Genomic DNA, 13862 nt, shown 5'->3' with positions numbered 1-13862 from the left:
AGCCCGCTGGAGGACTTCGACTTCGACCACCAGCGGTCCGTGAAACGCGAGGTCATCGCGCATCTGGGGACGCTGGACTTCGTCGTCGGGAAGGAGAACGTGATCTTCCTTGGGCCGCCCGGCACCGGCAAGACCCATCTCGCCACCGGGCTCGGCATCCGGGCTTGTCAGGCCGGCCACCGGGTCGCCTTCGCCACCGCCGCCCAGTGGGTCACCCGCCTCGCCATCAACACTCCACAATGATCAAGGAATGTTGCGACAAGCGTTAGAACCCAAGCGTCGGAACTGGGTCACGATTCACGCGTCGCTGACAGCCGTTCACTCCCCATACCCAGGGTCTTACACCAGGGAGCAGCGATCTCCCGATGCCCCAAGGTCTGTCTGTCCCGCAGATCTCAGGAAGCGTCCTGCTCCGATCGCACCCAGGCCAGTTGCACGTCACTGAGCGGAGGGGAGAACCCTTCCGGGAACGCCATCATGAGGGGCTGAGGCCACATGTTCTCGGGCCCGTGCCGTTCGCAATGAAGGGCGATGAGATGCGCCCCTTCCCCACAGTCGTCGTGCCAGTAGAAGCGGTCATGGGTCTGACAGAAGTACGAAAACGCTGAGCAGTCGTCCTCGTCCACCGGCTCGTAGAAGTCGGGATCACACACAATCTGCGTCACCGGGTCCTGTCGGTTGAACCTGGGGATGGGCCTGGGGTCACACCACAGCAGTCGAGATGGAAGCACGCGACCATCCTCCCTCCAGGTCCCGCGCTGCAACGATGCTCGTCTCGATCACCCAGTGAGAGCGCCAGCAGCCAGACCATGATTCAAGCTTTCTCCACTGGTTCAAGGGCTCGCTCCGCTCGCGCCTGCCCGATCGCCGCGGGATGCCGGCCGCCCTTCTGCCCCTTGGGCCATGGCCCACCACCGCGGGCAAGCTCACGCCGAGCGTGCCACCGTGATCCGGCTTGGAAGAGGAGAACCGTTAGCACCCGTAGGACCACGAGGCGCACGCACACAAGACGGGCAGGTCCACAGACTGCCCGACTCGCCATCAGCTCAATCGGCCGTGATCACTCGCCCCATGGCAGCTCCCGCCCACGCTAAGGAACGACTTCAGAGGTGGCGAGCCACCTCTCTGCGAGGTCCATCTCATGGCTTCCGTTCGGCTGCATGGTTCGGTTCCTCCTTCTCAGCGCAGTTGCTCGGCCAGTCCGACGATGATGCCCTCCGGGCCGCGGAGGTAGCAGAGCAGATAGCTGTCCTCGAACCGGGCGATCTCGCCGACGAGTTCGGCGCCATGAGGGCGCAGGCGGGCAACGGTGTCCTCGATGTCGTCGACGGCGAACATGACGCGGTGCGTGCCCAGAATGTTGTGCGGCCGGTTGCGCGGCCCGGCGCTGATCACCGCGGGGCTGCGGTACTTCGCCAGCTCGAGCCGGCTGTGACCGTCTGGGGTCCGGACCATCGCGATGTCACAGCGGACGCCGTCGAGTCCGGTGCACTGGTCGGCGAAGAGGCCCTCGACCTCCGCCCTGCCCTCCAGCTCCATACCGAGTTCCACGAAGAACGCGATAGCGGCATCCATGTCCTCGACGACGATGCCGACGTTGTCCATCCGCTGAATCGCCATGCTGGTTTCTCCTTCTTCGTCGTGCGGCCGGTGGTGGCCGCTGATGTCCCTGGGACGGAGCCGGTGGCACGTTCTCGACATCCGCAGCCCGCCGAACGTCGAAAAATCTGGATCGCGCCTCAGGTGAGATTCATCCGGATGTACCAACCCACCGCCAGCACGATGAGAATGGCTCCCACGAAGGCCCACGCCGGTATGGCCGAGGAGGCCCAAGAGCTTGCCGCCGGCAGGCTTGAACCCGACTGTACGGACATGATCGGGCTCTACCCCGAAATCTAGCTTTGGGCGATCGACGCCGTCCTCGACACGTTCGAAGCGGAGTCGGCCCGGCTGAACGCAGATGATGCACGGGTCTTCGCCGCGTTGGAGCGCGCCGTTCTCTACCTGAATGCCGTGAACGAAGCGGATCACGGCGGCGCCCTCGACACCGACGAGCGAGAGGCACTGTGCCTGTACGTGGACCAGGCCCTTACCGAGTGCGGTGTCGATGTCGCTGCGGTGACCGCTCGGCACTGCCTCCGCCGCTATCAGCTCACGGACAAGTGGCGGAAGTGGTGAGGCACTACATGACCGTGGCCCGCTGGTCAGTCTCCGTCCGAGCGCACCACTACTGCACCACAAGGGCACCAGATCCAGCGGGGAGCAGCGGGGAATCACTGTGAAGCAGACGAGTCCGCAGAGGCCCTAAACCAGCCGTTCGCCCAGGTCAGTGCGCCAGCAAGCCTCAGAGTGCCGCAGCTTCCCGAGTCGATACTCCGCCGCATGCACCACCGACCATCACCCCGCGGCGGTGCGGCGGCCGACGCGCCGCCAGCCTCGTCGCCTCGTTCTAATTCCGCAAAATTGCGCCAGAAGGCACACTCTTGACTGTATAAGAACGACTATGTTGCCGCTTGCATTCGACGCTCCCAGCGACAGCTTCTGGACCGGGCTAGGGGCCGTCGCCACAGTACTCGCGATCCCAACAGCGCTTTTCATTGGCTGGCTTGGCTACCGGGCTGTGTGGCCACGACGCAAAGTGCACTGGTCTGCCCGAGTCAGCACGCTAACGCATGAGGCTGCACACGGTGCACTGACTATCAGCCACGGGGGCATGCCCCTCGCCGCGCCCCACGTGGTTGAGCTGGAGATCAGCAACGTTGGCAACAAGGACGTGGAACCGGCTCACTTCAACGGACAGCCGGTAGAGGTCACAACGACAGCCGATGTAGTCGCGCTCCTCAACGAGGCTTCCCAGCCTTCTGCTCAGCGTGTGCTCCGAGCCACGCTGGCACATCAGAGCCTCTACCTGTCAACGGCGACTCCGCTGCACCGACGTCAGACAATGACGTATATCTTCCTTGTAGATGGCTCAGACCCGACGGTCTGGCTACGAGCCTCAGTAAGCAACACATCTTTCGAAGAACGCGCACCAGCAACTCATGGTCAGCGCGCCCGACTAACCCAGCTCATCGAAATCCGAATCAATAGTTGGGAAATGCTCACCACTCTCCCCGCCGTAGTCGTGGGTGGTATGGTCTGGCTTCTCGGTCATCTTTTGCGCTGGTGGTAAAGCCTGGACGGTTCTGTTCCCAGCGTGCAAGGTCAGCGCGGCGACCCATGCCAGAGAACCCAAGCTTCCCAAGCTCAGGCCCGGGGGGGCGGGCGCGAACCTGGCCAATCGATGCCATTAGCCTGGGCCTGTGTCGATGGATCAAGGGTCAGCCGGTGCCCTTCAGTTGAAGTGGGAACTCGTGGGTCATGGTTGGGCACGATGCCACCTGGCCGATGGCTCTCAGACGGCTTCGGTGATGGCCAGTTACTGCACTGACGCGTTGGCGGACCTCGTAGCGGGAACGGGCGAGCTGTACGGGCAGCAGCCCTCAGCCCGGTTCTTCTTCGACGCCGAGCCGCAGGAGCTTCGCTGGGTGCTCCGCACAACGGATGACGCGATCAACGTGACTGTCTACAAGTTCCCCGACGTCGCCGTCAGCCCCGACCTTCCGGACTCCCACGGCACGGTGATTTGGCAGTCGACCTATCCGCGTCCGGCGTTCGCTCACGCTGTTTTGAAAGCGGCCCACACTGTGCTAACGGAGCATGGCGAGGCCGGCTATCGCGCCAAGTGGGTGATGCATCCCTACCCCTCCGGACTGGTCCAGGACCTCCGCAGGCTGCACATGCGGGACGACGTCTGTGACCTGCCCCACGACCTGCCGTGCCCATAGGCGGCACGCGCCGCCGTCTCAGTTTCCTTCTCGTTCAGCCCCGTTCACGGGCGTTCAAAGGAGGCCACGCGTCAGGCTCGCCCCACAGGCCAGCCGCCCATGAACGCAGGTGAACGACCTCGCACGCCGCCCATCACCCCACCACCACAGTTGGAAAGCGTGCACCGCTCGGCTGACTGGTTGGAGGTTTTGAGGCAGGTGGGAAACATTCCCGCGATGTGCACGTGTGCGCTCCTGATGCGCCCTACCTTCATCCGCTAACTTGCGTCGCCTCACACGAATGACGGCACTGCCGCACCTTGAGGAGTGACGATGACTGAGACCGATCAAGATGTTTACGCAGGTGCTCTTGCTGAATATTCCGCACTCAGGACTGAGATCACTACCAGGATCAATTTGCAGCATCAAGTGCTTGCACTTCACATGACTGCCGTAAGCGTCGTATTCTCCATAGCGCTCTCTGGAGGAGCCCGGTGGCCAGTTCTCCTCGTAATCCCTTTTATCTCCTATGCGTCCAGCGAGATCATGGCTTCTCTTTTTCGCGCAATTGAAGGCATAGCGAGTTATATCGATGAGGAACTGATTCCAAAGGTGCCTGGCGGGTTGGGTTGGGAGTCGTGGCTAATCCGGCATAAACCTGGCAGTGAAGTGGCACGGTTGACGCATCCATACTACCTACTCTTCCCCGGAATATCCTTTGTCTCCCTGGCTGCCATCGGCCCCTTTTCGTGGACTGGCCGAATGGATGCGCACCACCTCGGCCTCTCTTTCTGGATAGTGGTCTCCGCTTGGTCCGTGGCAGCCGTCTTCGCCGTACTGTCTCTCAAAGCCGTTCGTCGGCTACGTGCGCCGTTCTGACTGATGCCCTGCGAGCCAACAAGCTTCGGAGGCCGCTCAGTACTTTTGGGCCACAGTGTTTGCAGCGCCGTCGCCTCCGAGACCAAAGGGCCACGACTCGGCGTCGCCTAGGTCTAGAGGGCGGGACGACCGAACTGTCTGGGGGGTATGCAAGCTGGGCGGTTCAGGCAATGTCAGACCTGTGCCGGATCATGACGCCCGAGGGCCGGTCGACCTTGCTGGAGGGAACGTGGTGGACACCGACTTGATAAAGGACCTCGGAGCGCCAGACGGACGCAAGGCGGCGGCGGACGCCTTGGTCGCCCTGGGCGCCGACGGGGTGGAACGGCTGGTCCAGGAACTGACGGACAAGGACTCCTCCGTCGACTGGCGACCGGTCGCCGACGTACTCGAGCGGATGGGGAACGCAGCCTTCGACGGCCTGCTCCGGGGTCTTGCCTCCGCGTCAACCGAGAGCTCCCGCAAGCGAGTCGGCTTCGCGTTCTCCTGCCTTGGCTCGGCTGCCGTTGACGGCTACACCGCAGCCCTCTCCCATCCCGTGCCACACGTGCGCCGGATGGCTGTCCTCGGGCTCCAGCGCTGCGGCGACGACGCCCGGTCCGCCGCCCCTGCCCTGCTCCGGCTGCTCGGCGACCCTGACCAGAGGGTCGCCCGACAGGCGCAGGACGCCCTGATCCTCCAAGGCGAGCACATGATCCCCCTGCTCCAGCGCATCCGGGAACGAGGGCCGGGCCGGCAGCGGGCGCGGGCGCTGACCGTGCTCGCCGAGCTGGGCGGCGAACCGGCGCTGTCCCGCGCCGACGTGGCCGCGATCGAACGACTCATCCGCGTCAAGCTCCCGGACGACCGCCCCGAAGGGATGTGGGCGTGCTGGAATCACTGGATGGCCGTCCCGAGCGGTGACCAGGCCGGAATCATGCAGACCCTTGGCCTGGTCGACCCCAGACCCGTGACTTTCGCTCTCGGCAACGACATCGTCGACGCCGACGGCCACGGCTGCGGCACGGACGACCCCCACAACGGCTACGAACGGGTCTTCGTGACGCCCGAGCTCGACGGCTGGACCCTCATCCTCGGCGCATGGTCCGACCCGTGCGGCGAGGAGCGAAGCGAGGAGGTCCTGCGCCTGTGCACCGAACTCAGCGCCCGCTACGGCCAGGCACACGCGTACTACTACGGCGGCCAGGGCGACGGCTCCGCCTGGCTCATCGCCGAGCAGGGCACCGTGATCCGGCGGTACTGCGAAACAGGCGAAGGCGAGGACGAATTGCTCACCCTCGGCGAGCCCCTGCCGTACGAACGGGCCCGCCGTGTGGAACTGGGCCTCACGCCCGACTGGGACGCCGCGCAAGAGAGCCAGGACGACGAAGACGAATGGCGGTGGGCCGCGCACGACATGGCCGCCGACCTCGCCCGCTCCTATGACGTCAGCCCCCTGCACATCGGCCCCGACACACCATCACGGGGAACCGGCGTCATCGCCCTGACTCCGTACGGCCTCGCCCATGGCGTACCAGCGGGGGCCTACCGCATCTGAGCAAGGGCGACAGCAGGGGCAACGCCGGCTGGTGGGGCAGCACCCAGTGCAGGGCGGTGGCTTCATCCTGTGCTTTGCCGCGTGGCCAGCGACGGCCGTCTGGGTCGCCGGCCTCGGCCTGCCGTGCGCGGCGGATCAGTTCGTCTGGCCCGGACTCCCCGAGGATGTCCAACGCCTCTTGCCAGGTGGCGAGTTCGAAGAGATCGACGAGTCGCGTAGCGCCGTCGCTGAGCAAGGTCACGGAGGTCGGTGATTCGGTGATTCCAGCGGCACGGACCCGGTGAGGGCATGTTCGGCCGCTCGGTGGTCGGGCCCGGCGATCCAGAAGCCACCCGGCCGGTTGCGCAGCCCCGTCAGGGCGTCGCGGTACTCGGCCAGGGCGGCAGCGTGCTCGGGGGAACCAGTAGGCAACGCGTCGACCGGCCCGCGCAGCTGCACGCTCACGTCGTCCGGGCGCAGATCCGTGACGGCGGTCGTCTTCCCGTCCTTGTCGGCGACGGACAGCGCGGACGAACGCGGCACCAAGTTCATCGGCCAGGGTCCTGACGTCCGTCGCACGTCCTGCGGGACTCTTTCTACCGAGCCGCGGCCCCCTCGCGGTCCTGCCGCCGAGCCTCCGGCTGCCGACCCCACCCGTTTGGGATATCGAACGGCTCATGGCATCCACCGCCTCGCCAACCAGGTGAACGCATCCAGGTCAGGTCACAAAGGCGTCCTCCGAGGTCCCGGTGTGCACGTCAGGCAACGCGCAATCGCAAGTAGCCGAGTCATACGGCGAATCTCCTGGCCGAGCCGCCCGGCCGTCAGGAGGATAAGAGGTAGGATAAGGGGCATGTCTGAGGCCACCGGCAAGTATTCGATCACCATGCCGCGCGACATCGCGGAAGCGGCCAAGGCCCGCAGCGGCCCCTCCGGACTGTCCGCCTATGTGGCCGCTGCCGTGGCCCGCCAGATCGAACGCGACAACCTCAACGAAATCATCCAGGTCGCAGAGGCCGAGCACGGACCCGTCACCGACGAAGAGATCCAGGCTCTACGCGATCAGCTCCACCAGGCCCGCCAGGAGCAGACGCAAGGCGGGGCGAACGCCGCGTGACCCGCTCCCCCGCCATCCCCGGCGGCACCCTGGTCCTCGACAGTGAAGGGCTGGCCAAGGCCGTCCTGCGTGACCGCACCGTCACCGGCTGGCTCGCCCTCGCCCGCGCCGAAGACCTGCGGGTAATCACCTCTGCGGCAACACTTGTCGAGGTGGTCCACCCCCGGATCAACCGACCGGCCCTGACGTGGACGCTGTCCCGGCTTGTCGTCGAACCGGTCACCGAAGCCATCGCCCGCCACGCGGCCGATCTCCTCGCCGACGCCGGCCTGCACGGCCACAAGTACGCCATCGACGCCATGCTCAGCGCCACCGCCCTCGCCGCCCACACCCCCGTCACCGTGCTCACATCCGACCCGGAGGATCTCACCGCACTGTGTGGTGGACGTGCCACCGTCATCAAGATTTGAGGGTTGCACCGGCTGGTTGCACGGATCGACACGGCACGGCACCTGACACGCCCTACCTGCACCGCGAGTTGTCCGCAGGAACTGCCCCGCACGGTGGCCAGAAGACCAGGGCCGTCCGTCTCAGATTCCGTCTCATTCAGCCCGTTCACGGCCGTTCAAGCAGGACCTGCAGTCGGTCGGCCCCGTGCCGGTGACCAGCCGACCATGAACGCAGGTGAACGGCCCTGCACTCTGCCCCGCAGCCCACCGACAGGCTTGGAAAGCGTGTGTGGGCATTACGAGTTCGAATCTCGTATCCTCCCCAACCGCTCACCAGGGCAGGCACAAAACTCCCACCTTTCACCTGGCGAAAGCCTTCGTCATGCTCCATGGAGCAGCTCCCGCCCCGAACGCGCACCGGCTCAGGCCCGGCTCCAAGCCTGGCGATGGCGGGCCACGCGGTACACCTGCTCGACCTGTTCGGGCGTCAGCACCCCTGAGAGCGGTGCCAGTGCCGCTACTTGGCGTTCCTGGTACACCCGCACGCTGAGCTGCGTGGCGACCACCTTCAGATCGGTCACGCCGACGAAGACGAGCACTGGCTCCACCGGTACGGGAAAGCCGCAATAGTGCTCAAGCACTCTGATTACTCGCTTGGCCTCCGCCCGGCTCTTGCGTGCGTAGGGCGCCGGTTTTCCGTGATCGACCTTCACGGCATCGTCGCCGACCCATACGGCCTTTTTGTGGTGGTGCTTTGTATTGATGCTGAACACCCCATCGGGCCCGATCAGCAAGTGATCGACGTCCACGTTGTTGGCCAGGGGGATGGAGTGCAGGACCCGCCAGCCGTGGCGCGCCAAGCGGTTCAGCTCGGCTCCCACCCGCCGCTCCCCCGCCAGACCCTTCCGCCAGGAGTCCCACTCTGTGGGGCGCCGCAGAAGCCTTGAGACGACTCGCGCCATTGGACCCGGGCCAGATCTATGGAGCAGCTCATGGAGGGACGCACCGGGAGGGTTGACGGCCAGGTCGTCGGCCGGCGTCAGCGGCGGCGGCATCGGACGCGCTGCTTCAGCCTCGGGTGCCGTCTCTCGCAGGACTGGCTCGGGGTTGGTCTGTGAGTGGTGTGTCAGCACGGCGATCACGTCGTCGCGATACTCAGCGCGCAAGACCGTGATGTCCCCCGTTCTCAGGTCCGCCCAACCGGCCGCGGTGCCATCAGGCAGGCTCGCATACAGGCGATCATGTCCGTGCCGCTTCCACCGCGTGCCCTTGAGCTCCACGAGGCCCCCTTGAATCCGCCCGACGGCGGGGGCCATCATGGGTCACGTCCGCTGGAGTGGTGTATTGACGGCCACTCGGTGATCTCGTTTTGAGGTTATGCGGTGAGTTCGGTCGGGAGGACGGTGTCGTCGGTTTGTGACTCGATCGGGTGGAGGCGGGTCTTGGCGAGCAGGTCGAGTCCCATGTATCGGCGGGCTTCGGTCCACTCGTCGTTCTGCTCGGCCAGCACCGCGCCGACGAGTCGGATGAGGGCGGTGCGGTCGGGGAAGATGCCGACCACGTCGGTGCGGCGGCGGATTTCCTTGTTCAGTCGCTCCTGCGGATTGTTCGACCAGATCTGCCGCCAGATCTCGCGGGGGAACGCGGTGAACGCCAGCAGTTCGTGCTGGGCGGAGTCCAAGTGGGCTGCCGCCTTGGGGAACTTGGCCTCCATCGCGTCCAGCACATGTCGCATCTGGGCCTGGACGGCGTCGGCATCGGGCTGTTCGAAGACCGTCCGCAGCAGTGTGGCCACCCAGGGCTGGGCGGACTTCGGCACCTGGCTGAGCAGATTCCGGGCGTAATGCGTGCGGCATCGCTGCCAGGAGGCGCCGGGCAGGACAGCGCCGATCGCGTTCACCAGGCCGGTGTGGGCGTCGGAGACGACCAGCTGGACGCCGGACAGGCCACGGGCGGTCAGGGAACGCAGGAAGGCGAGCCAGCCGGCACCGTCCTCGGCGGTGGCGACGTCGATGCCGAGGATCTCGCGGTGGCCGTCGGCATTGACTCCGACCGCGATCAGCGCGTGGACGTTGATGATGCGGCCGCCCTCGCGGACCTTCTGGGTCAGTGCGTCGACCCAGACGAACGCGTAGGGTCCGGCGTCGAGGGGCCGGTTGCGGAACGCGGCGACCTGCTCGTCCAGGTGCTTGGCCATCGCGCTGACCTGCGACTTCGACAGCTGGGTGACGCCGAGGGACTCGGCGAGCTTCTCGACTCGGCGGGTGGAGACGCCGAGCAGGTAGGCGGTGGCGACCACCGAGATCAGGGCCTGCTCGGCCCGGCGGCGCCGTTCGAGGAGCCAGTGCGGGAAGTAACTGCCCTGGCGCAGCTTGGGGACGGCCAGTTCGACGGTGCCGGCCCTCGTGTCCCACTCGCGTGGGCGGTAGCCGTTGCGGTGGTTGACGCGTTCGTCGCTGACCTGCCCGTATTCGGCATTGCAGAGGGCGTCGGCCTCCGCGGACATGAGCGCATCGGCGAACGTCTTGATCATCGCGCGCAGCAGATCGGGACTCGCCGCGGCGAGGTTGTCCTCGGCGAGGGCGTGCAGGGGCAGACTGTCAGGTGCGGTCATCGTGCTGATCTCCTTCGAGGCTTCGACACTTCGAAGATCAGCCGGTGGCCGTTCATCTATGCGGGCACCATCCCGATGCCGGAGCAAACCCCCGGATCAGGTCGAACCCGTACACCACTTCCCTGGACGTAACCCCATCATGCCGCGTGTGGGCGGTCGCAGGTGTGGAGGGGATGACATGCGACACCGTGCATCCCGGCTCGATGGAATGGCCACTCCCTTGTCGTCGGTGCCACACGACCACGATGCAGGACCGTCATGAACTTGTCAGTGCTTGAAGGAACCCTTGGTCCCTTCTTTCGCGGCCCGCATCATGCCCCGCGCTTCGAGAGCGGCGCCCTTTGCTGCGAGGGTTTCCTTGTGCACCGCGTGGGCCGCCTTCCGCACGGTCTTTCCGACGACCCGTTCGGCCTTTGCTTTGGCTCTTTCTCCGGCACTCATCTCGGTACCTCCGCGGAGTCTCACTGGCCGTGTGCCCTTGGGGCAGATGGCAAAACCGCCCCGCGGGATGCGCCGATCGGGGACGGCCGAGGTCCCGCGGGTCTGGAGGATGACGAGGGGGCCGGAACCGCAGTGGCCGGCCGCCCTGTTGGGGGAGCGCCGAGTGCCTTTCGGCTACGGTCTGTGGTGGAGGAAGCGGCCCGCGTGCCGCTCGCACGGCTTGGCGTCATCTGGGGAGGTCACTGCGAAGCGCCGCCTGAGATGCGTGCCTCCACGTCGCACAGGAACGCGGGCACCCGGTCGTTGAGCACCTTCACCGGCATTGCATGACCCACCCCGGGGACGATCTCCGTCCGCACGTCCGCCAGGAGTCCCTGTGCCCTTGCCTGCGCGCGGCTGGCCTCCGTGGCTCGACTGGCGTCACCGAGCAGCACCATGACCGGCGCCTTCACCGAGGGCAACTCCTCGTCGGTGAGCAACCGCGGGGCGGGCAGCCGCCCGCGGAAGGAGCGCAGCGCCTCCAACGACACGCGCGTCATCGCTTCGGTCGCCTCGGCGCCCTCGCCCGTGCCCCCGACGGGCCTGCCGAACCAGCGGCGCTGATAGCTATGCGAACCGCTGGCCACCGCGGCGATCACCCCCAGCAGGAACGTCGGCCGGAAGCGGGCCAGGGCGCCTGCGGGTTCCACCAGGGTTACCGAGGCAACCTTCCCTGGGGTGTGCACGGCGTGGTTGAGCGCCACCCATCCGCCGTACGAGAAGCCGACCAGGTGGACTCGCTCCACACCAAGTCCGCTCAGCACCTCGTCGAACCATCGCGCGGTGTCCTCGGCCGTGCGGATCGGGGCGGTCTGCGTACTGCGGCCGGGCTCGCCCACCCGGTCCACCGCGAGCACGCAACGGCCGGCGGCGAGCGCGGTGACGTTCGACGCCCAGACGGCCGGTGTCGCGTTCTGCCCGTGCAGTAACACGATCGGCGTCCCATCCCCCGTGCCGTGAGCGTAGATCCGGGTGGTGCCGTAACGGGTTTCGACGTCCCGCTCCTCGCGCGGAGTCGGCCATGAACTCATCGCCCGTTCGTAGGCGGCGAGGAAGCGCCTCCGTGCCTCGTCGCTCGCAAAAGAACCGACGCGGCCCTTTGTGCCCATGCTGTCTCCCCGTGCAACAGCGGCCCCTCCGACCGCGACCCAACCGATCACCGCAGGGCCACAAGAGACGGGCTGTAGAGGGAGCCAGCCGCGATCTTGGACACCCTCCTTTCATTCCGGGGTGCACGACCGGGATTCGGAACTACTCGTCCAGTACTCCGGGGCCCAGTAGTTTGCCGGACGTCGGCCTCGATCTTTCGCGGCTTGTTGGGCAGGGCAGGGGCCCGGCTGTCGCGTCGGGCGGGCGCCGGGTTCCACGGTTCCGGAGGGGGCCCAGGCTCGTCGGGGCGGGTGGATCTGCTGGTCAGCCGCTGTTCGGGAGGGTGTGCCCTTGAGGCAGTCGTCGTCCGGCTCGGCCGCCCAGGCGCCGTCGCGGATCTCGCCGCCCGGCTCGACGGCCACCGTCCAGGCGGAGGCGGGAACCGAGGACGGCCTGGTGGATGGCGTCGGTGACGGTCACGCCGACCGAGTACGACAGCCATGGCCACGCTTGGTGAGCCAGGGTGGCAGGCCCAGCTCGGAGACGTGTTCGGCGACACCGCCAACGCCACCACTTCGCCGGCCGGACCCGGGCAGCGTCTTCGGCTCGGGCCCTGAGGGGCCGGCTTCGCTGTCAGGTCCTGGGGGTTGGAGAAGTGGGGTGGGCAGCCGTGCTGTGGCGGATGCGTAGGTCGACGGGGACGAGCGTCAAGGGGGGTTCGGGGGCCGATGGGGTGTCGATGCGGTTCAGGAGGATGCGGAGGGAGATGGTGCCGATGTCCGTGAAGTCCGTGCGGATCGTGGTCAGCGGGGGGAGGAAGTGGGCGGCTTCCGGGATGTCGTCGTAGCCGACGACGCTGACGTCCTCCGGGACCCGGCGGCCCGCCTCGTGCAGGGCGCGCAGGACGCCGAGGGCCATCTGGTCGTTCGAGACGAAGATCGCGGTGAGGGTCCGGTCCTTCGCCAGTTTCCGGCCCAGGTCGTAGCCGGAGTCTGCGCTCCAGTCGCCGAAGAGCGGGGTGCGGACCTCGGCTCCGGCCTCCTTGAGTGTGGCGCGCCAGCTCTCCGCCCTGCGGTCCGCCGAGGTCCAGCCCGTCGGGCCGGCGAGGTGGCGGACCGTGGGGTGGCCGAGGGACAGGAGGTGCTGCGTCGCCTTGCGGGCGCCGGTGCGGGCGTCCGAGGTGACCATGGGGGTGCCGTCGCCGAGGTCGTTGTCCATGACGACGAGGGGGGTGTCCAGGCGGGCCTCGGCGAGCGCCCGGGCCACCCGGACCTGGGGGGCGATCGCGATCACGCCGTCGGCGCCCTCAGCCGACAGACGGTCCGCCGCGCGTACGACGGTGTCCCGGTCCGCGGTGTCCAGGGCGATCGAGCTGACCAGGTAACCGGCCTCCTGCGCCGCCGTGTTGATCGCGGTCAGGGTCGAGGCGGGGCCGTAGCGGGCCGCGTCGAACGAGATCACGCCGAGCATGCGGGTGCGGCCGCTGGCCAGCGAGCGCGCGCTGCTGCTGGGGCGGTAGCCGAGTGTGCGCATGGCCGCCTGGACCGCCTCCCGGGTCTCCGCGCGGACGGCCGGGTTGTCGTTGAGCACCCGGGAGACGGTCTGCTTGGAGACGCCGGCCAGTTTCGCGACGTCGTCCATCACGGGGCGGGCGCCCGCGAAGTTGCGTCTGCTGCGTCCCCTGGTCGCCGGGCCGTCGGCGGCGCTTCGGGTCATGGTGGGGGCTTCTTCCTTCGGACTGGTCCGGGGTCGGGGCCGGCGCCGGGGGCGGGGCCAGAGCCAGGGCCAGAGGGTAGGGGCGGGGTCCGGGTCGGAGGCCTGGTGCTGGCCTCGGGTTTCGCTCCGGGTCCGGCTCTTCTTCTGGTTCTGGTTCTGGTTCCGGGTTCGGCTCTGGTTCCGGGTTCGCTCCGGGCAGTCGCGGTGCCGCCCGGCGGATCCACAGGATAGGCCGGGCGGGTGGCGGGGGTGAGGG

The 13862-nt window shown here is 67.1% G+C and carries 14 protein-coding genes and 1 pseudogene; 7 read left to right on the top strand and 8 right to left on the bottom strand.

Annotated features, from left to right (window positions below; genetic code table 11):
- Window positions 1-39: 39 nt before the first annotated feature.
- A complete protein-coding gene (locus OG289_RS33850) occupies window positions 40-243 on the top strand; it encodes an ATP-binding protein (RefSeq protein WP_327317839.1) in 204 nt (67 codons plus the stop codon).
- Between the two features lie 152 nt (window positions 244-395).
- On the opposite strand, the gene OG289_RS33845 is transcribed toward OG289_RS33850, so the two are convergent.
- Together OG289_RS33845 and OG289_RS33840 are read right to left on the bottom strand one after the other, a co-directional pair.
- Entirely contained in the window at window positions 396-665 is a 270-nt protein-coding gene (locus OG289_RS33845; RefSeq protein WP_327317838.1) for a hypothetical protein, read from the bottom strand.
- Window positions 666-1179: 514 nt separating this feature from the next.
- Complete coding sequence (locus OG289_RS33840) at window positions 1180-1620, bottom strand: VOC family protein (protein WP_037694117.1); 441 nt, start codon at window positions 1618-1620, stop codon at window positions 1180-1182.
- Window positions 1621-2013: 393 nt separating this feature from the next.
- On the opposite strand from OG289_RS33840, the gene OG289_RS33835 reads away from it, so the two are divergent.
- The 4 genes from OG289_RS33835 to OG289_RS33820 all read left to right on the top strand — a co-directional run bounded on the left by OG289_RS33835 (window position 2014) and on the right by OG289_RS33820 (window position 6222).
- On the top strand, window positions 2014-2178 hold the full coding sequence (locus OG289_RS33835) for a hypothetical protein (RefSeq protein ID WP_327317837.1): 165 nt from the start codon (window positions 2014-2016) through the stop codon (window positions 2176-2178).
- A 1256-nt stretch (window positions 2179-3434) separates the two neighbouring features.
- A complete protein-coding gene (locus OG289_RS33830; RefSeq protein WP_327317836.1) occupies window positions 3435-3827 on the top strand; it encodes a hypothetical protein in 393 nt (130 codons plus the stop codon).
- 312 nt (window positions 3828-4139) lie between these two features.
- Complete coding sequence (locus OG289_RS33825; RefSeq protein WP_327317835.1) at window positions 4140-4685, top strand: hypothetical protein; 546 nt, start codon at window positions 4140-4142, stop codon at window positions 4683-4685.
- A 229-nt stretch (window positions 4686-4914) separates the two neighbouring features.
- Window positions 4915-6222 carry a HEAT repeat domain-containing protein gene (locus tag OG289_RS33820; protein ID WP_327317834.1) on the top strand — a complete coding sequence of 436 codons (1308 nt, stop codon included), beginning with the start codon at window positions 4915-4917 and terminating at the stop codon, window positions 6220-6222.
- Here the strand turns inward: OG289_RS33820 and OG289_RS33815 are convergent.
- A pseudogene (locus OG289_RS33815) lies at window positions 6161-6732 on the bottom strand (hypothetical protein); the annotation flags it as partial. The gene OG289_RS33820 and the pseudogene OG289_RS33815 overlap by 62 nt on opposite strands.
- Before the next feature lie 322 nt (window positions 6733-7054).
- On the opposite strand from OG289_RS33815, the gene OG289_RS33810 reads away from it, so the two are divergent.
- Both OG289_RS33810 and OG289_RS33805 read left to right on the top strand, forming a co-directional pair.
- Window positions 7055-7318 carry a CopG family transcriptional regulator gene (locus OG289_RS33810; protein ID WP_327317833.1) on the top strand — a complete coding sequence of 88 codons (264 nt, stop codon included), beginning with the start codon at window positions 7055-7057 and terminating at the stop codon, window positions 7316-7318.
- The gene (locus OG289_RS33805) at window positions 7315-7728 is read left to right on the top strand and encodes a type II toxin-antitoxin system VapC family toxin (RefSeq protein WP_327317832.1); all 414 of its coding nucleotides are present in this window, start codon (window positions 7315-7317) and stop codon (window positions 7726-7728) included. Before OG289_RS33810 ends, OG289_RS33805 begins: the two co-directional genes overlap by 4 nt.
- Window positions 7729-8129: 401 nt before the next feature.
- Here OG289_RS33805 and OG289_RS33800 read toward each other — a convergent pair whose 3' ends face one another.
- From OG289_RS33800 to OG289_RS33780, 5 genes are all read right to left on the bottom strand, one after another.
- The gene (locus OG289_RS33800) at window positions 8130-9023 is read right to left on the bottom strand and encodes a nuclease-related domain-containing protein (RefSeq protein WP_327320888.1); all 894 of its coding nucleotides are present in this window, start codon (window positions 9021-9023) and stop codon (window positions 8130-8132) included.
- Between the two features lie 59 nt (window positions 9024-9082).
- Complete coding sequence (locus OG289_RS33795) at window positions 9083-10321, bottom strand: IS256 family transposase (RefSeq protein WP_327315785.1); 1239 nt, start codon at window positions 10319-10321, stop codon at window positions 9083-9085.
- Window positions 10322-10588: 267 nt separating this feature from the next.
- The gene (locus OG289_RS33790) at window positions 10589-10762 is read right to left on the bottom strand and encodes a hypothetical protein (protein WP_327317831.1); all 174 of its coding nucleotides are present in this window, start codon (window positions 10760-10762) and stop codon (window positions 10589-10591) included.
- A 239-nt stretch (window positions 10763-11001) separates the two neighbouring features.
- Window positions 11002-11910 carry an alpha/beta fold hydrolase gene (locus OG289_RS33785; protein ID WP_327317829.1) on the bottom strand — a complete coding sequence of 303 codons (909 nt, stop codon included), beginning with the start codon at window positions 11908-11910 and terminating at the stop codon, window positions 11002-11004.
- 613 nt (window positions 11911-12523) lie between these two features.
- Window positions 12524-13606, bottom strand: coding sequence for a LacI family DNA-binding transcriptional regulator (locus tag OG289_RS33780; RefSeq protein ID WP_327317828.1), 1083 nt, complete (start codon window positions 13604-13606; stop codon window positions 12524-12526).
- Between the last annotated feature and the right edge of the window lie 256 nt (window positions 13607-13862).

Source organism: Streptomyces sp. NBC_01235 (assembly GCF_035989285.1).
Lineage (GTDB): Bacteria > Actinomycetota > Actinomycetes > Streptomycetales > Streptomycetaceae > Streptomyces.
The sequence above is the reverse complement of the archived record's forward strand: the minus strand, read 5'-3'. Positions and strand labels throughout refer to the sequence as shown.